The sequence below is a fragment of the Streptomyces sp. NPDC014623 genome (assembly GCF_043088245.1).
Taxonomy (GTDB): Bacteria; Actinomycetota; Actinomycetes; order Streptomycetales; family Streptomycetaceae; genus Streptomyces.
Genome location: NZ_JBIBZU010000001.1, coordinates 478,632 through 504,052, shown reverse-complemented (window position 1 = coordinate 504,052; position 25,421 = coordinate 478,632). Strand labels below are relative to the sequence as shown.

Annotated in this window: 18 protein-coding genes and 2 pseudogenes; 14 read left to right on the top strand and 6 right to left on the bottom strand. The window is 70.9% G+C overall.

Translation table 11 applies throughout. The features are described from left to right. Positions 1-19 precede the first annotated feature (19 nt). The 11 genes from nuoE to recQ all read left to right on the top strand — a co-directional run bounded on the left by nuoE (position 20) and on the right by recQ (position 15,189). On the top strand, positions 20-847 hold the full coding sequence (gene nuoE, locus ACF1FZ_RS02415) for an NADH-quinone oxidoreductase subunit NuoE (protein WP_391771799.1): 828 nt from the start codon (positions 20-22) through the stop codon (positions 845-847). Continuing rightward, complete coding sequence (gene nuoF / locus ACF1FZ_RS02410; protein WP_391771477.1) at positions 847-2,220, top strand: NADH-quinone oxidoreductase subunit NuoF; 1,374 nt, start codon at positions 847-849, stop codon at positions 2,218-2,220. The genes nuoE and nuoF overlap by 1 nt, the downstream gene beginning before the upstream one ends. Continuing rightward, on the top strand, positions 2,217-4,724 hold the full coding sequence (locus tag ACF1FZ_RS02405) for an NADH-quinone oxidoreductase subunit G (protein ID WP_391771476.1): 2,508 nt from the start codon (positions 2,217-2,219) through the stop codon (positions 4,722-4,724). The genes nuoF and ACF1FZ_RS02405 overlap by 4 nt, the downstream gene beginning before the upstream one ends. Continuing rightward, a complete protein-coding gene (gene nuoH / locus ACF1FZ_RS02400) occupies positions 4,721-6,139 on the top strand; it encodes an NADH-quinone oxidoreductase subunit NuoH (RefSeq protein WP_391771475.1) in 1,419 nt (472 codons plus the stop codon). Before ACF1FZ_RS02405 ends, nuoH begins: the two co-directional genes overlap by 4 nt. Beyond that, a complete protein-coding gene (nuoI, locus tag ACF1FZ_RS02395; RefSeq protein ID WP_391771474.1) occupies positions 6,132-6,728 on the top strand; it encodes an NADH-quinone oxidoreductase subunit NuoI in 597 nt (198 codons plus the stop codon). Before nuoH ends, nuoI begins: the two co-directional genes overlap by 8 nt. Beyond that, entirely contained in the window at positions 6,725-7,579 is an 855-nt protein-coding gene (locus ACF1FZ_RS02390; protein WP_391771473.1) for an NADH-quinone oxidoreductase subunit J, read from the top strand. Before nuoI ends, ACF1FZ_RS02390 begins: the two co-directional genes overlap by 4 nt. Continuing rightward, positions 7,576-7,875 carry an NADH-quinone oxidoreductase subunit NuoK gene (gene nuoK, locus ACF1FZ_RS02385; RefSeq protein WP_033297526.1) on the top strand — a complete coding sequence of 100 codons (300 nt, stop codon included), beginning with the start codon at positions 7,576-7,578 and terminating at the stop codon, positions 7,873-7,875. Before ACF1FZ_RS02390 ends, nuoK begins: the two co-directional genes overlap by 4 nt. Positions 7,876-7,887: 12 nt before the next feature. After that, complete coding sequence (gene nuoL / locus ACF1FZ_RS02380) at positions 7,888-9,834, top strand: NADH-quinone oxidoreductase subunit L (RefSeq protein WP_391771472.1); 1,947 nt, start codon at positions 7,888-7,890, stop codon at positions 9,832-9,834. A 4-nt stretch (positions 9,835-9,838) separates the two neighbouring features. Continuing rightward, the gene (locus ACF1FZ_RS02375; protein ID WP_391771471.1) at positions 9,839-11,410 is read left to right on the top strand and encodes an NADH-quinone oxidoreductase subunit M; all 1,572 of its coding nucleotides are present in this window, start codon (positions 9,839-9,841) and stop codon (positions 11,408-11,410) included. Then, complete coding sequence (gene nuoN / locus ACF1FZ_RS02370; RefSeq protein WP_391771470.1) at positions 11,407-13,071, top strand: NADH-quinone oxidoreductase subunit NuoN; 1,665 nt, start codon at positions 11,407-11,409, stop codon at positions 13,069-13,071. Before ACF1FZ_RS02375 ends, nuoN begins: the two co-directional genes overlap by 4 nt. A 117-nt stretch (positions 13,072-13,188) precedes the next feature. After that, on the top strand, positions 13,189-15,189 hold the full coding sequence (gene recQ / locus ACF1FZ_RS02365) for a DNA helicase RecQ (protein WP_391771469.1): 2,001 nt from the start codon (positions 13,189-13,191) through the stop codon (positions 15,187-15,189). An 18-nt stretch (positions 15,190-15,207) separates the two neighbouring features. Here the strand turns inward: recQ and ACF1FZ_RS02360 are convergent. The 5 genes and pseudogenes from ACF1FZ_RS02360 to ACF1FZ_RS02340 form a co-directional block, all read right to left on the bottom strand. Next, positions 15,208-15,372: pseudogene (locus ACF1FZ_RS02360) on the bottom strand (Uma2 family endonuclease); the annotation flags it as partial. 43 nt (positions 15,373-15,415) lie between these two features. Beyond that, positions 15,416-16,087 (bottom strand): GPP34 family phosphoprotein, encoded by a 672-nt coding sequence (locus tag ACF1FZ_RS02355; RefSeq protein ID WP_391771468.1) that lies wholly within the window; start codon positions 16,085-16,087, stop codon positions 15,416-15,418. Then, positions 16,084-17,313, bottom strand: coding sequence for a fumarylacetoacetase (gene fahA / locus ACF1FZ_RS02350; RefSeq protein WP_391771467.1), 1,230 nt, complete (start codon positions 17,311-17,313; stop codon positions 16,084-16,086). The genes ACF1FZ_RS02355 and fahA overlap by 4 nt, the downstream gene beginning before the upstream one ends. Positions 17,314-17,423: 110 nt before the next feature. Continuing rightward, positions 17,424-19,418 (bottom strand): CocE/NonD family hydrolase, encoded by a 1,995-nt coding sequence (locus ACF1FZ_RS02345; RefSeq protein ID WP_391771466.1) that lies wholly within the window; start codon positions 19,416-19,418, stop codon positions 17,424-17,426. A gap of 9 nt (positions 19,419-19,427) precedes the next feature. Then, on the bottom strand, positions 19,428-20,927 hold the full coding sequence (locus ACF1FZ_RS02340; RefSeq protein ID WP_391771465.1) for a peptide MFS transporter: 1,500 nt from the start codon (positions 20,925-20,927) through the stop codon (positions 19,428-19,430). Positions 20,928-21,083: 156 nt separating this feature from the next. Here ACF1FZ_RS02340 and ACF1FZ_RS02335 point away from each other — a divergent pair, with 156 nt between their 5' ends. From ACF1FZ_RS02335 to ACF1FZ_RS02325, 3 genes are all read left to right on the top strand, one after another. Beyond that, the gene (locus ACF1FZ_RS02335) at positions 21,084-22,094 is read left to right on the top strand and encodes a polyprenyl synthetase family protein (protein WP_391771464.1); all 1,011 of its coding nucleotides are present in this window, start codon (positions 21,084-21,086) and stop codon (positions 22,092-22,094) included. 242 nt (positions 22,095-22,336) lie between these two features. Continuing rightward, entirely contained in the window at positions 22,337-23,551 is a 1,215-nt protein-coding gene (locus ACF1FZ_RS02330) for an outer membrane lipoprotein carrier protein LolA (protein WP_391771463.1), read from the top strand. Positions 23,552-24,261: 710 nt separating this feature from the next. After that, entirely contained in the window at positions 24,262-24,921 is a 660-nt protein-coding gene (locus ACF1FZ_RS02325; RefSeq protein WP_391771462.1) for a TetR/AcrR family transcriptional regulator, read from the top strand. On the opposite strand, the pseudogene ACF1FZ_RS02320 reads toward ACF1FZ_RS02325, so the two are convergent. Beyond that, a pseudogene (locus ACF1FZ_RS02320) lies at positions 24,914-25,419 on the bottom strand (flavodoxin family protein); the annotation flags it as partial. The gene ACF1FZ_RS02325 and the pseudogene ACF1FZ_RS02320 sit on opposite strands and share 8 nt — an antisense overlap. Positions 25,420-25,421 lie beyond the last annotated feature (2 nt).

The following is a 25,421-nucleotide window of genomic DNA, read 5'->3' as shown; positions in this document are numbered from 1 at the left end:
TCGAGAAGTCAGTCTGGGGATGCCGCAGCTCCCCGCCCCCGCCTACCCGGCCGAGGTGCTCGCCCGGCTCGAAGCGGACGCGAAGGAAGTGATCGCCCGCTACCCCGGCAGTCGCTCCGCGCTTCTGCCGCTGCTGCACCTGGTGCAGTCCGAGGAGGGGTACGTCTCCCGCACGGGCATGGCGTTCTGCGCCGACCAGCTCGGCCTCACCACCGCCGAGGTCACCGCGGTCGCCACCTTCTACACGATGTACCGGCGCCGGCCGAGCGGTGACTACCAGGTCGGGGTCTGCACCAACACCCTGTGCGCGGTCATGGGCGGCGACGCCATCTTCGAGCGGCTCAAGGACCACCTGGGCGTCGGCAACGACGGGTCCGACATGACAACTGACGACGGCAAGGTCACCCTCGAGCACATCGAGTGCAACGCGGCCTGCGACTTCGCGCCCGTCGTGATGGTCAACTGGGAGTTCTTCGACAACCAGACGCCGGAGAGCGCGACACGGCTCGTCGACGACCTGATCGCCGGCCGGACCGTGGAGCCCACCCGCGGCGCCCCCCTCTGCACCTACAAGGAGACGGCCCGGATCCTGGCCGGTTTCCCCGACGCGCGCCCCGGTGCCGTCGAGGCGAGCGGCGGAGCGGGTGCCGCCTCGCTGGCCGGACTGAAACTGGCCAAGGGCGAGACCGCACCGCACGCGCGTGTGGTCGGGCAGAGGGGCGGGACGCCCCAGGACGCGCCGCCGCAGAAGGGCGCCGAACACCTCAGCTCGCACGACGCGCCGCAGCAGACGTCGGCCTCCGACCCGGAGTACCCGGCCGGGCCCGCAGCCGAGGAGGGGGAGTGATGACCTTGGCAGCCGAGATCGGCAAGAACGGGACCAGCCCGGAGAAACTCCTGGCACCCGTCCTCTCCTCCTTCTGGGACGAGCCGGAGTCCTGGACGCTGGACACCTACCGCCGGCACGACGGCTACGAGGGACTGCGCAAGGCCCTCGCGATGCCGCCCGACGACCTCATCGCGTACGTCAAGGACTCCGGTCTGCGCGGACGCGGAGGAGCGGGCTTCCCCACCGGGATGAAGTGGCAGTTCATCCCGCAGGGTGACGGCAAGCCGCACTACCTCGTGGTCAACGCCGACGAGTCGGAGCCCGGGACCTGCAAGGACATCCCGCTCCTCTTCGCGAATCCGCACAGCCTCATCGAAGGCATCGTGATCGCCTGCTACGCGATCCGCTCCTCGCACGCCTTCATCTACCTGCGCGGCGAGGTCGTCCCCGTACTGCGGCGGTTGCACGAGGCCGTGCGCGAGGCGTATGAGGCGGGCTACCTGGGGACGGACATCCTGGGTTCGGGGCTCGACCTGGAACTCACGGTGCACGCGGGCGCGGGTGCGTACATCTGCGGAGAGGAGACCGCGCTGCTCGACTCGCTCGAAGGACGGCGCGGCCAGCCCCGGCTGCGGCCCCCCTTCCCCGCGGTCGCCGGTCTGTACGCCTGCCCCACCGTCGTGAACAACGTCGAGTCCATCGCCTCGGTCCCCGCGATCCTGAACAGGGGCAAGGACTGGTTCAAGTCGATGGGCAGCGAGAAGTCCCCGGGCTTCACGCTGTACTCGCTCAGCGGGCACGTCACCAGCCCCGGCCAGTACGAGGCCCCGCTCGGCATCACCCTGCGCCAGCTGCTCGACATGAGCGGCGGCATCCGGGCCGGGCACCGACTGAAGTTCTGGACCCCCGGCGGTTCCTCCACCCCGATGTTCACCGACGAACACCTCGACGTCCCCCTGGACTACGAGGGCGTGGGCGCCGCCGGGTCGATGCTCGGCACCAAGGCGCTGCAGTGCTTCGACGAGACCACCTGCGTGGTGCGAGCCGTCACCCGCTGGACCGAGTTCTACGCCCATGAGTCCTGCGGCAAGTGCACACCGTGCCGTGAGGGCACCTACTGGCTCGTCCAGCTGCTCCGCGACATCGAGGCGGGCAAGGGCGAGATGGCGGACCTCGACAAGCTCAACGACATCGCCGACAACATCAACGGCAAGTCGTTCTGCGCCCTCGGTGACGGTGCCGCCTCACCGATCTTCTCCTCGCTGAAGTACTTCCGCGAGGAGTACGAGCAGCACATCACCGACAGGGGCTGCCCCTTCGACCCGGCCAGGTCGACCCTCTGGGCCGACGACAAGGACGACAAGAACGCTCACCGGGGGGTGAACGCATGACAGTCACCACGAGTGCGCCCTCCGGGGGCGGCGAGGCGGCCGTTCCGCCCGAGGACCTCGTCACGCTCACGATCGACGGCATCGAGATCAGCGTGCCCAAGGGCACCCTCGTCATCCGTGCCGCCGAACTCCTGGGCATCGAGATCCCGCGCTTCTGCGACCACCCGCTCCTCGACCCGGCCGGAGCCTGCCGGCAGTGCATCGTCGAGGTCGAGGGCCAGCGCAAGCCGATGGCCTCCTGCACCATCACGTGCACCGACGGCATGGTCGTGAAGTCGCAGATCACCTCACCCGTCGCGGAGAAGGCCCAGAAGGGGGTGATGGAGCTCCTGCTCATCAACCACCCGCTGGACTGCCCGGTCTGCGACAAGGGCGGCGAGTGCCCCCTGCAGAACCAGGCGATGTCGCACGGGGGCACCGACTCCCGCTTCGACGGGAAGAAGCGCACCTTCGAGAAGCCCGTCCCCATCTCCACCCAGGTGCTGCTGGACCGCGAGCGGTGCGTGCTCTGCGCCCGCTGCACCCGGTTCTCCAACCAGGTGGCGGGTGACCCGATGATCGAGCTGATCGAGCGCGGTGCGCTCCAGCAGGTCGGCACCGGCGAGGGCGACCCCTTCGAGTCGTACTTCTCCGGCAACACCATCCAGATCTGCCCGGTCGGAGCCCTCACCTCGGCGGCGTACCGCTTCCGCTCCCGGCCCTTCGACCTGGTGTCGACCCCCTCGGTGTGCGAGCACTGCGCCGGCGGCTGCGCGACGCGGACCGACCACCGGCGCGGCAAGGTCATGCGGCGGCTCGCCGCCAACGACCCCGAGGTCAACGAGGAGTGGCTCTGCGACAAGGGCCGCTTCGGCTTCCGCTACGCCCAGCAGCGCGACCGGCTCACCACGCCGCTCGTCCGCAACGCGGAGGGTGTGCTGGAGCCGGCGAGCTGGCCCGAGGCGCTGGCAGCCGCGGCAGCCGGTCTCTCGGCGGCACACGGCAGGACCGGGGTGCTCACCGGCGGCCGGCTGACCGTCGAGGACGCCTACGCGTACAGCAAGTTCGCACGGGTCGCCCTCGGCACCAACGACATCGACTTCCGGGCCCGGGTCCACAGCGCCGAGGAAGCCGACTTCCTCGCCGCCCGGGTGGCAGGCCGCGGACGCGACCTGGACGGGACCGGCGTCACGTACACCTCGCTGGAGAAGGCCCCGGCCGTCCTGCTCGTCGGCTTCGAATCCGAGGAGGAGGCACCGGGCGTCTTCCTGCGCCTCCGCAAGGCCTTCCGCAAGAGGGGGCAGCGGACCTTCGCGCTCGCCTCGCACGCCAGCCGGGGCCTCGTGAAGGCGGGCGGCACCCTGCTCCCCGCCGCACCCGGCACCGAGACCGAATGGCTGGACGCCCTCGCGGGCGGGGTCGGCCTGGAGAGCGTCGGAGCCGTCGCGGCCGAGGCGTTGCGCGGTGAGGGCGCCGTCATCGTGGTGGGTGAGCGGCTCGCCGCGGTGCCCGGCGGGCTGACCGCCGCCGTGCGCACCGCCGCGGCGACCGGCGCCGCACTCGTGTGGATCCCGCGCCGGGCCGGCGAACGCGGGGCACTGGAGGCGGGCGCGCTCCCGTCGCTGCTGCCCGGCGGCCGTCCCGCGACGGACCCCCGGGCCCGGGAGGAGGTGGCGTCCGTATGGGGCGTCGCCGAGCTCCCCGCCCGCTTCGGCCGTGACACCGGCCAGATCGTGGCGGCCGCGGCCACCGGAGAACTGGGCGCGCTGCTGGTCGCGGGGGTGGACCCCGAGGACCTGCCCGACCCGGCCCGCGCCGTGGAGGCCCTGGACGAGGTCGGCTTCCTCGTCTCGCTGGAGCTGCGCCCCGGTGCGGTCACCGACCGCGCCGACGTGGTCCTTCCCGTCGCGGCCGTCCCGGAGAAGCCCGGAACCTTCCTCAACTGGGAGGGGAGGGCGCGGATGTTCGAGGCCGCTCTGAAGCCCGAGCAACTGCCCAGGACGCTCTGCCCCACCGACGCGCGGGTGCTGCACATGCTGGCCGACGCCCTCGGCGTACGCCTCGGGCTGCCTGATCCGAGGGCGGTCCGCCGCGAGCTCGACCGCCTCGGCGGCCGGCAGGGCGGTCACGCCGATGACCCGCGGGTGACCTCCCGCCCGGTGCCCCGGCCCGGCGACGGCGAGGCGGTCCTCGCGGGCCACCGGATGCTGCTCGACCGGGGCCGGCTCCAGGAGGGCGACGAGGCGCTGACCGGTACGAGGCACGCGGCCGTCGCCCGGCTGTCCCCGGCCACCGCGGCCGAGTCCGGAGTGAAGGACGGCGATCTGCTGGCCGTCACCGGCCCCGCCGGCACCACCGAACTCACGCTGGCCGTGACCGAGATGCCGGACCGGGTGGTCTGGGTGCCGCTCAACTCCGTCGGCCGGGGAATCCCCGCCGACACCGGCGCCCAGCCGGGCGGACTGGTCCGGATCGGTCCGGCCGCCCCGGGCTCCCACGTCGAGACAACGGAGGTAGGAGAGTGACCGGCCTCGACCGACTCGCCGCGGCACCGCAGGGCACCGTCCTCGCAGCCGAGGACCTCTCGATGTTCGGCACGGACCCCTGGTGGCTCGTCGTCGTCAAGGCGGTGTTCTGCTTCGCGTTCCTGATGGTGACCGTGCTGTTCTCCATCGTGTGGGAGCGCAAGGTCGTCGCCTGGATGCAGCTGCGCATCGGCCCCAACAGGCACGGCCCCTGGGGCATGCTCCAGTCGCTCGCCGACGGCATCAAGCTGATGCTGAAGGAAGACGTCGTCGTCAAACGGGCCGACAAGGTCGTCTACGTCCTGGCCCCGATCGTGGCCGCCGCACCGGCGTTCATGGCGATCGCGGTGATCCCGTTCGGACCGGCCGGCAACGAGGTCTCGATCTTCGGCCACCGTACGACGATGCAGCTGACCGACCTGCCGATCGCGATGCTGTACATCCTCGCGGTCGCCTCCGTCGGCATCTACGGCATCGTGCTCGCCGGCTGGTCCTCCGGATCGACGTACCCGCTGCTCGGCGGCCTGCGCTCCTGCGCCCAGATGATCAGCTACGAGATCGCGATGGGCGCCGCGTTCGCCTCGGTGTTCCTCTACTCCGGTTCGATGTCGACCTCGGAGATCGTGGCGGCGCAGCAGGACCGCTGGTTCGTCCTCCTGCTGCCGGTCTCCTTCATCATCTACATCGTCACGATGGTCGGCGAGACCAACCGCGCCCCGTTCGACATGCCGGAGTCCGAGGGCGACCTGGTCGGCGGCTTCAACACCGAGTACTCCTCGATCAAGTTCGCGATGTTCATGCTCGCCGAGTACGTCAACATGGTCACCGTCTCCGCGGTCTCGGTGACCCTCTTCCTGGGCGGCTGGCGGGCTCCGTACCCGGTCAGCACCTTCTGGGAGGGCGCGAACCACGGCTGGTGGCCGATGCTCTGGTTCGTCATCAAGGTGCAGCTGCTCCTCTTCTTCTTCATCTGGCTGCGCGGCACGCTGCCCCGCGTCCGCTACGACCAGCTGATGAAGCTCGGCTGGAAGGTCCTGATCCCGGTCTCCGTGGTCTGGCTGATGCTGGTCGCCACGGTCAGGGCGCTGAACAACGAGGGCTACGACTACTCCAGGATCCTGCTGTACGTCGCCGGAGCGGTGATCGCGGTCCTGCTGGTCTCCTTCGTCGCCGACGTCTTCCGCGACCGGAGGACCAGGGCGGCCGAGGAGGCGGCCGGCCCGGAGCCGGCGTTCGACCCGATGGCGGGCGGATTCCCCGTGCCGCCGCTGCCAGGCCAGACCCTGCCGCCGGTGCCGCGCCGCACACCACGACGCGAGCGGGAGCTCGTCGGCAGTGGCGGGCCGGACACCCGGAACGACGATCAGGCGGGTGCCGGAAGTTCGAGTGACGGAAGGGAGGCCGACGGTGTCTGAGGCATCGGAACCCTCGGAGGAGAAGTTCCAGAATCCTGTGGCCGGCTTCGGCGTGACCTTCAAGGCCATGTTCAAGAAGAGGCTGACGGAGCAGTACCCGGAGACCCAGAAGGTGACGGCGCCGCGCTTCCACGGCCGGCACCAGCTCAACCGCCACCCCGACGGGCTGGAGAAGTGCGTCGGCTGCGAGCTCTGCGCCTGGGCGTGCCCGGCGGACGCCATCTACGTCGAGGGCGCGGACAACACGGACGAGGAGCGCTACTCCCCGGGCGAGCGCTACGGCCGCGTCTACCAGATCAACTACGCGCGCTGCATTCTCTGCGGGCTCTGCATCGAGGCGTGCCCCACCCGGGCACTGACCATGACCAACGAGTTCGAGCTCGCCAACACCACCCGCGAGAGCCTCATCTACACCAAGGACGAGCTGCTCGCGGGGCTCGAGGACGGCATGGTCGACAGCCCGCACGCGATCTTCCCCGGCATGGACGAACAGGACTACTACCGGGGCCTGGTGACCGAGGCCGCTCCCGGCACGGAGCGCCAGAGGGCCGTCTCCAAGGGAGAAGCGGACAAGGAGGTGGACGCGTGAGCCCCACCCTGGCCGCGGCGGCCACCGCCACCTCGACGGGCGAGGCCGTCCAGTTCTGGATCCTCGGCACCGTCGCCGTGCTCGGCGCACTCGCCACCGTCCTGATGAAGAAGGCGGTGCACAGCGCACTGTCGCTCGCCGGCACCATGATCGTGCTGGCGGTCTTCTACCTCGCCAACGGCGCCTACTTCCTGGGCATCGTCCAGGTCGTCGTCTACACCGGCGCCATCATGATGCTGTTCCTCTTCGTGGTCATGCTCGTCGGTGTCACCGCGGCGGACTCGCTGAAGGAGACGCTCAAGGGCCAGCGCTGGCTGGCCGCCGCGTGCGGTCTCGGCTTCGGCATCCTGCTGATCGCCGGCATCGGACAGGCGTCGCTGAAGACCTTCAACGGCCTGGGGGCGGCGAACGCCCGGCACGGCGGGAACGTCGAGGGCCTCGCCAACCTCATCTTCACCAAGTACGTCTTCGCGTTCGAGATCACCGGCGCCCTGCTGATCACGGCGACCGTCGGCGCGATGCTGCTCACGCACCGCGAGCGCACCGAGCGCGCCAGGACACAGCGTGAGCTCTCCCAGGAGCGGGTGCGCAGCAACCACGTGCCGCCGCTGCCGGCTCCCGGTGTCTACGCCAGGCACAACGCCGTGGACATCGCGGGACTGCTTCCGGACGGCACCCCGTCCGAGCTCACCGTCATGCAGACGCTGCGGCGGCGCGGACAGATCCGGGATGTGTCCGGCAAGTCGCTCGCCGACCTCAAGGCGCTGGAACAGCGCTCCGGGGAACGGCTCGGCCGTGACGGCGAGCCGGCCCGTGACCATGCGGAAGAAGAGGAGGAGGTCGCCAAGTGAATCCGGTCAACTACCTCTACCTCGCGGCCCTTTTGTTCACGATCGGCGCCTCCGGTGTGCTGATCAGGCGGAACGCGATCGTGGTGTTCATGTGCATCGAGCTGATGCTCAACGCCTGCAACCTCGCGCTCGTCGCGTTCTCCCGGATGCACGGCAACCTCGACGGTCAGATCATCGCCTTCTTCACGATGGTCGTCGCCGCCGCGGAGGTCGTCATCGGGCTCGCGATCATCGTGTCGCTGTTCCGCTCCCGCCACTCGGCCTCGGTCGACGACGCCAGCCTGATGAAGCTGTAAGGGGTCGGAATCGTGGAAAACCTGATTGCGCTGCTGGTCGCGGCGCCCCTGCTCGGAGCGGCGGTCCTGCTCTGCGGCGGCCGCCGGCTCGACCGGGCCGGACACTGGATCGGCACGGTGCTGGCCGCCGCGTCGTTCGTCATCGGCCTCGTGCTGTTCACCGGCATGCTCGGCAAGGGCGCCGAGGACCGCGCCCTGCACCAGCATCTGTTCAGCTGGATCCCCGTCGAGGGATTCCAGGCCGACGTGGCCTTCCAGCTCGACCAGTTGTCGATGACGTTCGTCCTGCTGATCACGGGTGTGGGCACGCTCATCCACATCTACTCCATCGGTTACATGGAGCACGACGAGCGCCGCCGCCGCTTCTTCGGCTATCTGAATCTGTTCCTCGCCGCGATGCTCATCCTGGTCATCGCCGACAACTACCTCCTGCTGTACGTCGGATGGGAGGGCGTCGGCCTGGCGTCGTACCTGCTCATCGGCTTCTGGCAGCACAAGCCCAGCGCGGCCACCGCAGCCAAGAAGGCCTTCCTGGTCAACCGGGTCGGCGACATGGGCCTGTCCATCGCGATCATGCTGATGTTCACCACCTTCGGGACGTTCGCCTTCGGGCCGGTGCTCGGAGCGGCCGGGGACACGAGCGAGGGCAAGCTCACCGCGATCGGCCTGATGCTGCTCCTCGCCGCATGCGGCAAGTCGGCCCAGGTACCGCTGCAGTCCTGGCTCGGTGACGCGATGGAGGGCCCGACCCCGGTCTCGGCCCTGATCCACGCCGCCACCATGGTGACCGCGGGCGTCTACCTCATCGTCCGGTCCGGCGCGATCTTCAACGGGGCGCCCGACGCCCAGACGGCCGTCGTGGTCGTCGGCGCCGTGACGCTCCTCTTCGGTGCGATCGTCGGTTGCGCGAAGGACGACATCAAGAAGGCCCTGGCCGGGTCGACGATGTCGCAGATCGGCTACATGATCCTCGCCGCGGGCCTCGGCCCCGTCGGCTACGTCTTCGCGATCATGCACCTGGTGACGCACGGCTTCTTCAAGGCCGGGCTCTTCCTCGGCGCCGGCTCGGTCATGCACGGCATGAACGACGAGGTCGACATGCGGAAGTACGGCGGACTGCGGAAGTACATGCCGGTCACCTTCGTCACCTTCGGCCTCGGCTACCTGGCGATCATCGGCTTCCCCGGTCTGTCCGGCTTCTTCTCCAAGGACATGATCATCGAGGCGGCCTTCGCCAAGGGCGGCACCGAGGGCTGGATCCTCGGCTCCGTCACGCTGCTGGGCGCCGCGATCACCGCGTTCTACATGACGCGCGTGATGCTGCTGACGTTCTTCGGCGAGGAGCGCTGGCGCCGTACGGCGGCACCGTCGCCCGCCGATCCGGACGTGGAGCCCGCCGCCGGGGCGCGGGGCGAACACAGCGAGCCGCACCCGCACGAGTCACCGAAGTCCATGACGATCCCGATGATCGTGCTGGCCTTCGGGTCGGTCTTCGCCGGAGGCTTCTTCTCCATCGGCGACCGCTTCATGCACTGGCTGGAGCCCGTCACCGGGCACGACCACGGACACGCCCCGGTCAGCGCGGCCACCGTCACCGCGGCCACCATGGTGGTACTCGTCATCGGTGTCGCCGTCGCCTGGGCCATGTACGGGCGCAGGCCCGTGCCCGTGGTCGCCCCGCGCGGTTCGCTGCTCACCAGGGCGGCCCGCCGGGACCTGCTCCAGGACGACTTCAACCACGTGGTCCTGGTGCGCGGAGGCGAACACCTCACCCGCTCCCTGGTCTACGTCGACCACACCCTGGTCGACGGCGTCGTCAACGGCACGGCCGCGTCGATGGGCGGGCTCTCCGGCCGGCTGCGCAAGCTGCAGAACGGCTATGCCCGCTCCTACGCGGTCTCGATGTTCGGCGGTGCGGCGGTCCTCATCGCCGCCACCCTGCTGATGAGGGCGGTCTGATTCCATGTCCTTTCCCCTCCTGACAGCGACGGCGGCGCTCCCGGCGATCGGCGCGATCGCCACCGCCGCCGTCCCGGCCGCCCGGCGTACGGCGGCCAAGTGGCTCGCGCTGGCCGTCTCGCTGGCGACCCTCGTCCTGGCGGGCATCGTGTTCGCCCGCTTCGAACCGGGCGGTGACCGCTACCAGCTGACCGAATCGCACGCCTGGATCAAGGACTTCGGGGTCCGGTACGAACTGGGCGTCGACGGTATCGGGGTGGCGCTCCTCGCACTCACCGCGCTGCTGATCCCCTTCGTCGTCCTCGCGGCATGGCACGACGCGGACCCCCATGGGGAGACCACCTCCCGCTGGCGGCCCACCCAGGGCTTCTTCGCCCTGATCCTGATGGTCGAAGCGATGGTGATCCTGTCCTTCGTGGCCACCGACGTCTTCCTCTTCTACATCCTCTTCGAAGCCATGCTCATCCCGATGTACTTCCTCATCGGCGGCTTCGGTGACCGGGCGCACCCGGGGACCGAGGAGAACGCGGCGGCGCAGCGCAGCTACGCCGCGGTGAAGTTCCTCCTCTACAACCTGGCCGGCGGGCTCATCATGCTGGCCGCCGTCATCGGGCTCTACGTCGTCGCGGGGAGCTTCTCGCTCTCCGAGATCGCCGAGGCCCGCGCCGACGGCTCGCTGGACATGGCGGCCTCCACCGAGCGGTGGCTGTTCCTCGGGTTCTTCTTCGCCTTCGCGGTGAAGGCCCCGCTGTGGCCGCTGCACACCTGGCTGCCCAACGCCATGGGGGAGGCGACCACGCCGGTGGCCGTCCTGATCACCGCGGTCGTCGACAAGGTCGGCACCTTCGCGATGCTCCGCTTCTGCCTCCAGCTGTTCCCGGAGGCCAGCAAGTGGGCGACGCCGGTGATCATCGTCCTGGCGCTGATCTCCATCGTCTACGGTGCCCTGCTGGCGGTCGGCCAGCGCGACATCAAGCGGCTCATCGCCTACGCGTCGATCTCGCACTTCGGCTTCATCGTGCTCGGCATCTTCGCGATGACCAGCCAGGGCCAGTCGGGCGCCACGCTCTACATGGTCAACCACGGCCTCTCGACGGCCGCGCTGATGCTGGTCGCCGGATTCCTGATCACCCGGCGGGGCTCGCGGCTCATCGCCGACTACGGCGGGGTCCAGAAGGTGGCGCCCGTCCTGGCGGGGACCTTCCTCATCGGCGGCCTGGCCACCCTCTCGCTGCCGGGCCTCGCCCCGTTCGTCAGTGAATTCCTGGTTCTCGTCGGCGTGTTCAGCGCGTACCCGGTGGCGGGCATCATCGCCACCTCCGGCATCGTGCTCGCCGCGCTCTACGTCCTCGTCCTCTACCAGCGGACGATGACGGGGCCGGTCAGGGAAGGGATCGGGGGAATGCCCGACCTCAAGGTCCGTGAGCTGGCGGTGGCGCTTCCGCTCATCGCCCTGCTGATCTTCCTGGGCGTCTTCCCGAAGCCGGTCACCGACATCGTCAACCCGGCGGTCCGGCACACCATGCACGACGTACAGAAGAAGGACCCCCAGCCCGAGGTGGAGGCCGCCAAGTGAGCGCAACAGCTGTTCACAGCCTGTGGACGACGGCGGGCGAGGTGACATCGGCCGCCCCGGGCGACAAGTTCACCGTGCCGACCATCGAGTACGCCCAACTGGCACCCGTCCTGATCGTGGTCGGTGCCGCCGTCCTCGGGATCCTGGTGGAGGCCTTCGTCCCGCGACGGGCCCGCTACACCACCCAGGTGTTCCTGACGGTCGTCGCGATCGCCGCCGCGTTCGCCGCGGTGGTGGGGCTCGCCGCCGACGGTTACGCCGGGGAGAACGCGAACATCGCCGCGATGGGCGCCGTCGCCGTCGACGGGCCCGCCCTGTTCCTCCAGGGCACCATCCTGCTCGTCTCCATGGTCTCGGTCTTCACGTTCGCCGAGCGCCGCCTCGACCCGGTCTCCCACGGCAACCGCGTGGACTCCTTCGCCGCCCAGGCCGGCTCGGTGCCGGGCAGCGACGGGGAGAAGGCGGCGGTCAAGGCCGGGTTCACCACGACCGAGGTCTTCCCGCTGGCCCTCTTCTCGGTGGCGGGCATGCTGGTCTTCCCCGCGGCCAACGACCTCCTGACGCTCTTCATCGCGCTCGAGGTCTTCTCCCTCCCGCTCTACCTCCTGTGCGCCATCGCCCGTCGCAAGCGGCTGATGTCACAGGAAGCCGCCGTGAAGTACTTCCTGCTCGGCGCCTTCTCCTCGGCCTTCCTGCTCTTCGGGATCGCCCTGCTCTACGGTTACGCGGGCACCGTCTCGTACGCCGGCATCGCGAACGTCGTCGACGGCAGCGTCCAGCAGATCGACCCGGCGCTCGCCTCCACCATGGGCAACGACGCGCTGCTGCTGATCGGCGGCGCGATGATCCTCATGGGCCTGCTCTTCAAGGTCGGCGCGGTCCCGTTCCACATGTGGACGCCGGACGTCTACCAGGGAGCCCCGACCCCGGTCACCGGCTTCATGGCCGCGGCCACGAAGGTCGCCGCGTTCGGCGCGCTCCTGCGCCTGCTGTACGTGGTGCTGCCCGGTCTCACCTGGGACCTCCGCCCCGTCATGTGGGGTGTCGCGATCGTCACGATGCTGGGCGGTGCGGTCGTCGCGATCACCCAGACCGACATCAAGCGGCTCCTGGCCTACTCCTCGATCGCGCACGCGGGCTTCATCCTCGCCGGTGTCATCGCGGCCAGCCCGGAGGGCGTCTCCTCGGTGCTCTTCTACCTCGGGGTCTACTCCTTCGTGACCGTCGGCGCCTTCGCCGTGGTCACCCTGGTGCGGGACGCCGGCGGCGAGGCGACCCACCTGTCGAAGTGGGCCGGTCTGGGCCGCCGTTCGCCGCTGACCGCGGCGGTCTTCGCGGTGTTCCTGCTGTCCTTCGCCGGCATCCCGCTCACCTCGGGTTTCTCCGGCAAGTTCGCCGTCTTCAAGGCGGCGGCGGACGGCGGCGCGAGCGGGCTCGTCGTGGTCGGTGTGATCTCGTCGGCCATCGCCGCGTTCTTCTACATCCGGGTCATCGTCCTGATGTTCTTCAGCGAGCCGAAGGCGGACGGCCCGACGGTCGCCGTCCCGTCCCCGCTGACGATGACCACGATCGCTGTCGGAGTCGCCGTGACCCTGGTCCTCGGTCTGGCCCCGCAGTACTTCCTGGACCTGGCGAGCCAGGCGGGGGTGTTCGTGCGGTAACGGCGCGAACGCGCCGCGACGCCGGACGGGCCTTGGAAAGCCAAGCCCGTCCGGCGTTGTCGTACGCGGCGCCTATGGTTGCCGGTGACGGGTGAGGACGGACGGACGGGCGCGACCATGAGTGTGACGACCGAGAGCACTGCGCAGCAGACACTGCACCGGGTGTTCGGGTACGAGGCGTTCCGCGGCGAGCAGGGCGCGGTGATCGAGCATGTCGTCGGGGGTGGCGACGCGGTCGTGCTCATGCCCACCGGTGGCGGCAAGTCCCTCTGCTACCAGATCCCCGCCCTGGTCAGGCCCGGCACCGGCGTCGTGGTCTCCCCGCTGATCGCACTCATGCAGGACCAGGTGGACGCCCTGCGCGCGCTCGGCGTCCGCGCGGGCTTCATGAACTCCACGCAGGACTTCGACGAGCGCCGCTCGATGGAGGCCCAGTTCGTCGCCGGCGAGCTCGACGTGCTGTACCTGGCCCCGGAGCGACTGCGCCTGGACTCGACGCTCGCGTTGCTGGCCCGCGGTGAGATCTCCGTCTTCGCCATCGACGAGGCGCACTGCGTCGCCCAGTGGGGCCACGACTTCCGCCCCGACTACCTGGCCCTGTCCGTGCTGGGCGAGCGCTGGCCCGACGTGCCCCGGATCGCGCTGACGGCCACGGCGACCGACGCCACGCACCGGGAGATCACCCAGCGCCTGGGCATGCCCGGCGCCCGGCACTTCGTGGCGAGCTTCGACCGGCCCAACATCCAGTACCGCATCGTGGGGAAGTCCGACCCGAAGAAGCAGCTGCTCACCTTCCTCAAGGAGGAGCACGCGGGCGACGCGGGCATCGTCTACTGCCTCTCGCGCAATTCCACGGAGAAGACCGCCGAGTACCTCTGCCGCAACGGCATCGAGGCCGTGCCCTACCACGCGGGCCTGGACGCCGGGACGCGCGCCGCCCACCAGTCCCGCTTCCTGCGCGAGGAGGGCCTGGTCGTCGTCGCGACCATCGCGTTCGGCATGGGCATCGACAAGCCCGACGTGCGCTTCGTCGCCCACCTCGACCTGCCCAAGTCCGTCGAGGGCTACTACCAGGAGACAGGCCGCGCCGGGCGTGACGGCGCCCCGTCCACCGCCTGGATGGCGTACGGGCTCCAGGACGTCGTCCAGCAGCGCAAGCTGATCCAGGGCGGCGAGGGCGACGAGGCGTTCCGGCGCCGGGCCGCCTCACACCTCGACTCGATGCTGGCGCTCTGCGAGACCGTCCGGTGCCGCCGGGCCCAGCTCCTGACGTACTTCGGCCAGGAGCCCGCCGAGCAGGCCTGCGGCAACTGCGACACCTGCCTCACCCCGCCCGAGACCTGGGACGGCACGGTGGCCGCCCAGCAGCTGCTGTCCACCGTGGTCCGGCTGAAGCGGGAGCGCAACCAGAAGTTCGGGGCCGGGCAGGTCATCGACATCCTGCTGGGCCGCAGGACCGCGAAGGTCATCCAGTTCGACCACGACCAGCTCTCGGTCTTCGGCATCGGCGAGGAACTGAGCGAGGCGGAGTGGCGGGGCGTGGTGCGCCAGCTGCTGGCCCAGGGGCTGCTCGCCGTCGAGGGTGAGTACGGCACGCTGGTGCTGACGGAGGCGAGCGGCACCGTGCTCCGCAAGGAGCGCGAGGTGATGCTCCGCAAGGAGCCGAAGCGGCCCACGACCCGCTCCGGCGGGTCCGGCGAGCGCAAGGCGAAGTCCGCCGCAGCGGTGGCCGACCTCCCGGCGGAGGCCGTGCCGGTCTTCGAGGCGCTGCGCGCCTGGCGCGGCGCCCAGGCCAAGGAGCTGGGCCTCCCGGCGTACGTGATCTTCCACGACGCGACGCTGCGGGAGATCGCCGCCCTGCGCCCGGGGTCCCTGGCGGAGCTGGGCGGGGTCAGCGGGCTCGGGGAGAAGAAGCTCGCGACGTACGGCGAGGGCGTGCTGGAGGTGCTGGCCGGGCTGGGAGACACGGGCCCTGCAGCCACCCCGCCGCAGCCGGAGCAGGAGCCGGAGGCGACCCCCGCACCGGCGGCCAGGGCCTCGGTCCCGGCTGCCCGGCCCCCGGCCCAGGACGCGGACCCGGAGTTCGGCTGGGACGAGGAGCCGCCCGAGTTCGACTGAGCCGGGGCAGGGCGTGCGTTATCGGGGGCCCGCCGCCCTTCGGCGGGAGACGGACGCGGTCAGGTCCAGATCGGCGGGAAAGGGTGTGGAGACCTTCATCCGGTCGTGGAGGATCCCCGTGGACGTGTACGCGCCGGTCGCGGGCTCCAGCTCGAAGACGTAGACGACCGCCCGGCCGTCCGCGCTTCTCGCCGCCGGAGCGTGCCGCGTCGGACACCCGGCGGAATCAGTCCCCGCCGCCTCCGCCCCCGCCGTCCCCGCCCCCGGCCTGGGCCGCCTTGTCCTGGCGCACGTTGCGGTGCACGGCCTGCGCCGGCCACTCCTCGCGGACCAGGGCACGCGCCGCCACGCGCGTGCGGTGGTCACCCTGCTTCACCACCGACGGCAGTTCCACCGCCGCGGCCAGCGCCGCGAGCAGCCGGCTCCGGCGATCGGGGTACCCCGCCGCACGGGCAGCCCCGAAGCGCTGCCGCACCTGCTCCACCGGGGCGGCGGAGCCCGCCGGGTGGCGGTGGAACGGGAACAGGCCGAGGAAGCGCCGGGTCTCCCTGCGCAGGACACCGCGCTCCACCAGGGCGTCCAGATACATCCCCTCGGCCCGCCGCCCCGCCTGCCGCACCCAGCGCCCGGCCGGCGCCCCCGAGCCGAATCCGCCCTTGCCCGGTGGAGGAAGGCTCCGCAGGAACACCGCGAGCAGCGGATCAGGCGGGTCCAGCGGATTCACGACCACCACCCGCCGGCGCTCCTCGGAGACCCTCCCCTGGAGTTCCAGTTCCGCCAGGACGGCCCCGGCGATGCCGTACTCCAGGAACCGGCCGCGGCAGTACGGCTTGCCGCGTACGGGATCCAGGGCGAGCAGCAGCAGTTCCTCGGGGAGCGTGGGCCGGGCGTCGTTCACGGCGAGGCCGTGATCCGTCCGGTGACCTCGCCGAGACCGACCCGTGTGCCGTGCGGCCCGGGTGCCCAGGCGGTCAGGGTGACGGTGTCGCCGTCCTCCAGGAACGTTCGCTTGCCGTCCGCCAGGTCCAGCGGGTCACGGCCGTTCCACGTGAGTTCCAGCAGGGAGCCACGCTGCCCCGGCTCCGCACCGCTGACGGTGCCGGAGCCGTACAGGTCGCCCGTGCGCAGTGAGGCGCCGTTCACCGTCATCTGCGCCAGCTGCTGGGCCGCCGTCCAGTACATGGAGGCGAACGGCGGCTCGGACACGGTCTGCCCGTTGATCTCCACCGAGATCCGGATGTCGAAGCCGCCGAGTTCCTCGTCGTCCGCGTCCTCCAGATACGGGAGCAGCTCGGTGTCCCGGGCGGGCGGCGCCGTGCGGGCCGCGTCCAGGGCCTCCAGAGGGGTCACCCACGCCGAGACGGAGGTGGCGAAGGACTTGCCGAGGAACGGGCCCAGCGGCACGTACTCCCAGGCCTGGATGTCCCGTGCCGACCAGTCGTTGAGGAGGGAGAGCCCGAAGACGTGCTCGCGGAAGTCGCCGAGCGCCACGGGGGAGCCCTGTCCGGAGGGGACACCGACGACGAAGCCGACCTCGGCCTCGATGTCCAGTTTCACCGACGGCCCGAAGACGGGGGAGGGGTCGGCCGGTGTCTTACGCTGCCCGGACGGGCGCACCACGTCCGTGCCGGAGACGACGACCGTGCCGGCCCGTCCGTGGTACCCGATGGGCAGGTGCTTCCAGTTGGGGGTGAGGGCCGCACCGTCGGGACGGAAGATCCGGCCCACGTTGGTGGCGTGGTGCTCGCTGGCGTAGAAGTCGACGTAGTCCGCCACCTCGTACGGCAGGTGCAGGGTCACCGAGTCCAGCGGGTGGAGCAGCGGTTCCAGGTCCGGGCGGTGGGACGGGACCGTCACCCACGCCGTCAGTGCCCGGCGCACGTCACGCCACGCGGTGCGTCCCGCCGCCAGCAGCGGCATCAGGCTCGGCTGCGCCAGCAGTCTGGCGTACGGCGAACCGAGTGCGTGTGCCGCTGCTCCGGCGTCCAGCACGTGTGAGCCGATGCGGACTCCGACCCTTCGGTCCCCGGGGTGCCCTGGGGTGGAGAACACGCCGTACGGAAGGTTGTGCGGACCGAAGGGATCGCCCTCGGCCAGGTCGAGCGGGCTGCTCTGCTCGGGCATCTGTCGCTGCCCCTTTCCAGTCGCTTGGGGAACACGGTACGTGGGCCTCACCGGGCGGCGGCAGTACCTCAAGTAGCCGTGATGCCCGGGAAGTCGGGTGGTAACCCTGGTCAGCCCGCCGTGCGGGGGATCCTCTTCTCCCAGGTCCGGTGGAAGACGATCTCGTCGCCGTCCCTGCACACGACCTCGTCGGACGTGATGAAGTCGTCCGCGTCCGCCCGCGTCTCCGAGCGGGTCCCGATCCGCACGTCCCAGGACATCCCGGGCCGGTGCAGCCGGATCGTCCAGTCCGATCGGGCCCTGGCCGAGAGGGGGTCGTCCTCCTGGATCGTGTACGTCTCCAGCGCGTCCTCGGTGAACTCCAGCCCGTCGGGGTAGACGCGTGTGCCGCCGTAGCGGGGATCGACCTCCAGACGCCATTCGCCCTTGGCGACGTCACGGACCACCAGCCGTTCCGGGCGCTGCCCGCCGGGCGTGGCCGGGTACACGACGCCGAGCGGCTCCGACTGCTCCGGTTCGCCGAAGGTGATGCCCGGGTCCTCGGTGGGCCGGCGCACCGGGAGCTCGACGAGGCTGCCCTCCGCCTCGAGCGTGAAGCCCGCCGAGCCGGCCTGGGGCCAGATCCACGGCCAGTACGAGGAGGAGAGGGCGAGCCTGATCCGGTGGCCGCGCGGGAAGGTGTGCCCGATGCCGTTCAGCTCGAAGGTCACGTACTCGGTCTCCCCGACGGGCCAGTCCTCCGCGCGGTCGCGCCCGTGACGGGTGGCCAGGTTGAGGGCCCCACGGGTCACCAGGGTGGAGGTCCCGTCCGGGGCCACGTCGCAGAGCCGGGCGATCACCTGGCCGCGCGGCACGTCCATCCGGATCAGGAGCGTCGCCCGCGGGCGGCCGAGGATCTCGATCGGGGCGTCCTCGACGGGAAACTCGAAGCACACCGATTTGGCGTCCTCGTCCCGCTGGTCGGGCGGCAGGTCGGCGTCGTTGCCGAACGGGAAGAAGCGCCCCGCGTCCAGCCCGGTCTGCTGCGGTGAGCGGACGGTCTGCGGTCCGCCCTCCAGGGCGTACGTCACCGGGACGACGTTCGCGGACGGCCAGCTCGTGTCGCCGACCCAGCGGCCGGGCAGTGTCTCGTAGACCGTGGCGGGGCGGTGCGAGCCGCTGATCCAGGACCGCAGCAGGGGCTCGTTCATCACCCCGGTGTCCTGGTCCTTGAGGTGCTGGTCCCACCAGCGCAGCGTCTCCTGGAGGAAGCCGATCGCGGGGCCCGGGGGGAGGCCGCGGTCCGGGTACTGGTGCGACCAGGGGCCGATCAGCCCGCGCACCTGTCCGGGGTCCAGGTGCTCGACGAGCCGCAGGACCGTGTCGCGGTACGGGTCGTGCCAGCCGCCCACCGCCAGGACCTTCGCCTGGATGGCGCCGTAGTCCTCGCAGACGCTGCCGTGCTTCCAGTAGTCGTCGCGGGTCTGGTGCGCCAGCCACGTGTGGATGAACGGCTCCACCGCCCCGAGCCGCCGCAGCCACATGTCCCGCCAGTCGTCGCCGACGTCCGCCGGGTCCGGGGGACGGGAGACGAAGGCCAGCATGGTGGCGGCCCAGGCGTGCATGTCCACACCGAGGACGGAGCCGCCCATGTAGTGGACGTCGTTGTCGTAGCGGTCGTCGGCCGAGCACACGGTGACGACCGCCTTCAGGGGCTCCGGGGCGAGCGCGGCGATCTGGAGCGAGTTGAAGCCGCCCCAGGAGATGCCGAACATGCCGACCTTCCCGGAACACCACTCCTGCTGGGCCAGCCAGTGGACGACGGCGACCCCGTCGGCGAGCTCCTGCGCGTCGTACTCGTCGCCCGGCACGCCCTCGCTGTTGCCGTGCCCGCGCACATCGACGCGTACGGAGGCGTAGCCGTGGCCCGCGTACCAGGGGTGGCGCTGCCAGTCGCGCGGCGCCGTCCAGTCACTGAGCCGGTAGGGCAGGTACTCCAGCAGCGCGGGCACCGGCTCGTCGGTGACCGGGCGCCAGATCCTGGCGTACAGCTCGGTGCCGTCCGGCAGGGGGATGTAGAGGTCCTGGTGGGTCGTCTCGTACGGGAAATCGGTGCGGATGTGCATGGCGGTACCTCAGTGGACGGGGTGCATGGTGCGCTTGAGCCAGGGAGCGGCGGCGATGACGGCCACACCGGCCGCCACCGCGATGGCGCCATTGACACCGAAGTAGGCGGGGTTGGAGACCTCGCCGTAGAGCTTCACGATCTGTGCCTGGATGCCGTTGGCGAGGGCCAGCGACAGGAACCACAGCGCCATCGTCTGGCTGGCGAACGCCTTGGGGGCGAGCTTGGTGGTGGCGGACATGCCGGAGGTCTCCAGCAGGACGTCGCCGAGGCCGAGCAGCAGGTAGGAACCGACGATCCACCAGGCGGCCATCTCGTACGTGCCGTCGGCGTGGCCGGAGGTCGGGAGGACCATCAGGAGGAACGAGAGCCCGCCGAGGATCACCCCGATCGCGATCTTGTTCGAGGCGTGCGGCTGACGCGTCCCCATCCGTGCCCAGGCGGTGGCCACGACGGGTGCCAGCGCGACCTCGAAGGCGCCGAGTGCGGAGGCGTACCAGCTCGCCGGGAAGTGGAAGCCGAAGATCTCCGTACGGGCGTTCGTCGAGGCGAGCAGCATCATCGTCGAGTACGCCTGGAAGAGGATGAAGTTGAAGACGACGGAGGCCAGGAAGAGCACGACGTACGGCCGGAGCCTGCCGCGCTCCTCCGGGGTGACCCGGGGGCTCCTGAACATCACGACGAAGTACACGACGGGCGCGATCACCGAGACGAGGGTGAGTACGTCGACGAAACGGTCCATCGTGAGCCAGCCGGCCAGTACCAGAGCCGTCGCCACCAGCGCGGCCACCACGATGCCGGCGGTGATCGTCAGCACCGCCCGGCGCATCGGCCCGGGCGCGAGGGCGTACTCCGCCGCGTGCTTCCGCCCGGCGAGGTGGCGGCGGCCCGCGACGTACTGGACCAGGCCGAGCGTCATGCCGACCGCTGCGGCCGAGAAGCCCCAGTGCCAGCCCGCGTGTTCGCCGAGCCATCCGGTGACCAGGGGGCCGGCGAAGGCGCCGATGTTGATGCCCATGTAGTAGAGCGCGAAGCCGGCGTCGCGGCGCTGGTCCCGCGTGCTGTAGAGCTTGCCGACCATCGAGGCGACATTGGGCTTGAGCAGGCCCGTCCCCGCGCTGATCAGGCCGAGGCCCACCCAGGTCATCGTGGCGGTGGGCACCGCCATGGCGTAGTGGCCGCAGGCGATGAGGATGCCGCCGTACAGGACGGCGCGGTACGAGCCGAGGATCCGGTCGGCCAGCCAGCCGCCCGCGACGGACACCAGGTAGACGAGGGTGCCGTAGGCGGCGGACACCGAGGCGGCGGTGCCCGGGTCCATGCCCATGCCGTCGTCGGAGACCTCGGCGGCGAAGAAGAGCACCAGGATGGCCTGCATCCCGAGGAACGAGAAGCGTTCCCAGACCTCCAGCCCGGACAGAGTCATCAGACCCCGGGGCTGGCCGAAAAAGGCGTGATCGTCTTCGGACGGTGGCTGGGCCGGTTCGGTACCGGTCGGGGTGTGGGACAAAACGACAACTCCTGATCGTATGAGCTGATGTCGAACATACCGGCGGTGGCGGGAAGGCGCCCACGGTGATCCAAAGGGGACCGGATACGCTGAGTTGAGTGCGGACAGCGACACATCGACAATCCGTGTGATCGTCAGCAGACAGGAGATGCCCTCGTGACCGTCGTCGGGCCGTTCGGACTGAGCGTGCGGGACCAGGACCTTGAGGCCGGTGTCCAGGCCGGTTTGGCCGCTGTCGAGGCGGGGCTGCTGGATGCCACCAAGAGCGAGGTCCCGTTCATCACAGAGGCCGCGCAGCACCTCGTCAGTGCGGGGGGCAAGCGCTTCCGTCCGCTGCTGGTGATGCTCGCGTCCCAGTTCGGCGACCCCGATGCGCCGGGCGTCGTCCCCGCCGCCGTGGTCGTCGAGCTGACGCACCTGGCGACGCTGTACCACGACGACGTGATGGACGAGGCGGACGTGCGCCGCGGGGTGGCCAGCGCCAACACCCGCTGGGGCAACTCCGTGGCCGTCCTGACGGGCGACTTCCTCTTCGCCCGGGCCTCGCACATCCTGGCCGACCTCGGGCCGGAGGCCGTCCGCATCCAGGCGGAGGCGTTCGAACGCCTGGTCACCGGTCAGATCCTGGAGACCGCGGGCCCGCGCGACGGCCGCGACCCCGTGGACCACTACATGGACGTGCTGGGCGGCAAGACCGGCTCGCTGGTCGCCGTCTCCGGCCGGTTCGGTGCCCTGATGGCGGGGGCCGACGAGTCGGTCGTCGACATCCTCACCCAGTACGGCGAGCGTCTCGGCATCGCCTTCCAGCTGGCCGACGACGTCCTGGACATCGCCTCCGACTCCCACGAGTCGGGCAAGACGCCCGGCACCGACCTGCGCGAGGGCATCCCCACCCTGCCGGTCCTCCACCTGCGTGCGCGGGCCGCGGCCGAGGGCCGTCCGGAGGACAAGGAGCTCGTGGAGCTGCTGGACGGCGACCTCGCCGACGACGCCCGGCTCGCGGAGGCACTGCGCGGGCTGCGCGCCCACCCGGCGCTGGAGCAGGCGCGGCGCGACACCATCCGCTACGCCCAGGAGGCACGGGCGACGCTGGCGCCGCTGCCCGAGGGCTACGCCAAGGCCGCGCTCGAAGAACTGTGCGACGCCGTGGTGCACCGCGCCGGCTGACCCGTACGGCCCCCGCCGGCCCGGTGACGTCCGGTGGGTGACCCCTAGGGGCTCGGTGGACCGGGCGCCCCGGGGGTCATCCCGGAGAGGTACGCACAGTTGCTCCCGAGGGCTGACGCTTGTGCCCGCCCGATTTGGTCAGATGGATGACAACCACTCCTGACCACATCGGGTGAGAATGGCGGCGGGGAGTGGACACGTGCAACGGGATGGCAGCCGCCGACCACGGAGGTAGAGCACACATGGCACCGAACGACAGCGCGGAGACCAACGGCGAGGCAACGGGCACTGTCGTGGGCCGTCGGAAGGCGGCACGCTACATCGTCCCGTTCGCGGTGGCGGGAGTGGCGGCGGCGACGATCGGGCTCGTTCCGGCGCTCGCGGACTCCGGCGACCCGGAGCTGCCGGACATCACCGCTCAGGAACTCATCGAGAAGATCGCCGCATCGGACGAGGAACAGCTCTCCGGCACGGTGAAGATCAGCACCGACCTCGGCATCCCGTCGCTCGGCGGGCTCGCGGGCGCCTTCGCACCGGACGCGGGAGCCGGGGAGTCGAGTGCGTCCCCCGACGCCAGGCTGATGGAGCTCGCCTCCGGGACGCACACGCTCCGGGTGGCGGCCGACGGCCCCGGCAAGCAGCGCGTCTCGATCCTCGGCGAGGGCTCCGAGTACAGCCTCGTGCACAACGGGAACGACATCTGGGGCCACGACAGCGAGAGCAACGAGGTCTACCACGCGGAGTCCGGCGGGAAGGACCAGGAGCACAAGGCGCCGAAGGGAGTGCCGGCCACTCCGAAGGAGTTCGCCGAAGAGGCGCTCGCCGCCGCCGGTGACACCACGTCCGTCACCGTCGACGGCACGGCGCAGGTCGCGGGGCGCGACGCGTACAAGCTCGTGATCAAGCCGAAGCAGTCCGGTTCGACGATCGGGTCCGTCACCGTCGCGGTCGACGCCTCGACCGGCGTCCCGCTGAAGTTCACCCTGGCCCCGAGCAGCGGTGGCAAGGCCGCGGTCGACGCCGGCTTCACCGACGTCGACTTCGCGAAGCCCGACGCCTCCTCCTTCTCCTTCACCCCGCCCAAGGGCGCGAAGGTCACCGAGGCCGACGAGCTGAAGGCCGGGGCGGAGAAGAGCGGCGCGGCGGACAAGGCCCACAAGGACCTGAGCGCGCTGGAGGACTTCAAGGGCCTGAACGTCATCGGTGAGGGCTGGAACGCCGTCGCCGAGATCGAGATGCCGGGCGGCGCGGGGCTGCCCGCCGAGGGCTCCGGTGACGTTCCCCCGCAGGCGCGGCAGTTCCTGGACGCGCTCGGTGACAAGGTCACCGGTGACTTCGGTTCGGGCACGGTCTTCGAGACGCGCCTGGTCAACGCACTGATGACGGACGACGGCAAGGTCTACGTCGGCGCGGTCACGAAGGACGCGCTGGTGAAGGCGGCCGGCACCGCCGAGTAGGACGCACCGCACGCCCCGCCCCGCCGTACGGCTCCGTACGGCGGGGCGGGGCGTGTCACGGGTGCGCCGGACGGCGGAGCGCCGCACGGGGGCTCCGTACGCGGGGCGGTCGGTCAGCGGCAGCGGCTCGTGCGGGGCGCGGCTCGTGCGACGGGGCACCGCGACGCGGGGCGCCGGGCACAGCGGCACCGGACCGGGAGTGCGCGTGACCGGCACGGCGGCCACGGTGACGGAGCCGGACACCGGGCCTCTTCGTCCCGGCGATCACCGACAGCGGGACCGCGGCGGCGGCCGGGGCGCTGATCACCGTGCGGATCCTGGACGCGATGCCGTGGCTCGACGGGGACCCATCCGTGTCTCTTCCCGCGCCGCCGGCTGTCCTTCACGGACCTGCCGCGCGGCCCGGTCCGTCGGGACGAGATGCCTGGGACCTGAGTCCGCAGACGGTCTGCGCGGCGGTGTCCGGCCCTGCGGCCCGGGCGCGCTCCACGACGAAGGACACCAGCGTCCGAGAGAACCGGCACGAGCCGTCCGCGCCGTCGGCCGGTCGAGCCGTCCCCCGATCGGCTCGTCGCGGCACGAACGGCACGAACGGTTGCGCTGCACGGAACGTGACGACACGGTACGTTCCGTTTCCGGCATGGCCATTGTTCGACTTTTGGCGACGACCTGTCAATAAGCGGTGGGGTGAATCCCCCTATGCTCACCGAATGATCACATCGCCGAGTTCCGTACGCCGTAGCGAGAGGTCGCGGCGGGCGACGCTGGACGCCGCCCTGGAGCTGTGCACGGAGAAGGGGTACGGCCGGGTCACCGTCGAGGCCATCGCGGCCCGCGCCGGCGTGAGCAAGAAGACGATCTACCGCTGGTGGCCGTCGAAGGGCGCGGTGATGCTGGAGGCGTTCGCCGAGGTGTTCATCGGGGCCACGCCGTTCATCGACACCGGTGACATAACGGCCGACCTGTGCACGCACATCAACAGCGCGGTGAAGCTGGTCTCCACTCCGCCCTACGGCCCGGCCTATGCCGGAATCCTGTCGGAGATGCATCACGACGACGCCCTCGCCAGGGCCGTACGCGAGCAACTCGTCGACCCCCGCTTCGAGAGCGCCGTGGGGCGGCTGAGGCGTGCCCAGGAGCAGGGGCAGATTCCCGCCGGCGCCGACCTGCCGTTGGCGGTGGAGCTGCTCTACGGCCCCGTCTACTACCGTCATGTGCTGCGCAAGCCGGCCCAGGACGAGGAGACGGTCACCACGCTGGTGTCCCACGTCCTGCGGTCCCTGGCCGCCGCCGACGGCTCTTCCCCCGGGGGCCCCGCCGGCGGGGCCCCGGCCCCGGGCGGCCCCTCCGCCCCGGGGCGCGTCAGCTGAAGAACTCCTTCGCCCTGGCCGTGGCGCCGGTGTCGGACAGTACGTCACCGGGCCTGCTGCCGTTGCCGGGCAGTACCCCGCCCCACCGCATCCCGAGGCAGCGTGCCGAGTTCCGCAGGGTCCCGGTGAGGGGCTCGGCGGCCGTCGGGCCGTCGTCCGCGAGCGCGGTGGTCCCCACAGGGGCTTCCCGGCCGTCCGCTGCCGGGAATCGGCCCCGGGCGTTTCCGCCCAGCCCGCCCAGTGGTCCAGGTAGCGCTTGGTGGAGGTGGGGACCGTGTACCAGTACAGCGGTGAGGCGACGACCGCGTCGGTGGCCGCCGGCGTCACCTCCAGCAGGGTCGCGGCGTGCCCGGTGGGGGCGGAGTGGCCGTCCCCGTGCCGTCGGTCCTCGAAGTCGGGCAGTGGGAGGGCGCGCAGGTCCAGCCACCGCTGTTCCGTGCCGGCCGGGAGCTGCTCGGCCGCGAGCCGGGCGAGCGTCTCGGTGTTGCCGCCGGCGCGCC

Coding starts and splice junctions, on each gene's coding strand:
- fahA (WP_391771467.1), bottom strand. CDS start 17,313: ATGCCCGAGCAGAGCAGCCCGCTCGACCTGGCCGAGGGCGATCCCTTC.
- ACF1FZ_RS02405 (WP_391771476.1), top strand. CDS start 2,217: ATGACAGTCACCACGAGTGCGCCCTCCGGGGGCGGCGAGGCGGCCGTT.
- ACF1FZ_RS02330 (WP_391771463.1), top strand. CDS start 22,337: ATGGCACCGAACGACAGCGCGGAGACCAACGGCGAGGCAACGGGCACT.
- nuoE (WP_391771799.1), top strand. CDS start 20: ATGCCGCAGCTCCCCGCCCCCGCCTACCCGGCCGAGGTGCTCGCCCGG.
- ACF1FZ_RS02345 (WP_391771466.1), bottom strand. CDS start 19,418: ATGCACATCCGCACCGATTTCCCGTACGAGACGACCCACCAGGACCTC.
- nuoF (WP_391771477.1), top strand. CDS start 847: ATGACCTTGGCAGCCGAGATCGGCAAGAACGGGACCAGCCCGGAGAAA.
- recQ (WP_391771469.1), top strand. CDS start 13,189: ATGAGTGTGACGACCGAGAGCACTGCGCAGCAGACACTGCACCGGGTG.
- ACF1FZ_RS02325 (WP_391771462.1), top strand. CDS start 24,262: ATGATCACATCGCCGAGTTCCGTACGCCGTAGCGAGAGGTCGCGGCGG.
- ACF1FZ_RS02375 (WP_391771471.1), top strand. CDS start 9,839: ATGTCCTTTCCCCTCCTGACAGCGACGGCGGCGCTCCCGGCGATCGGC.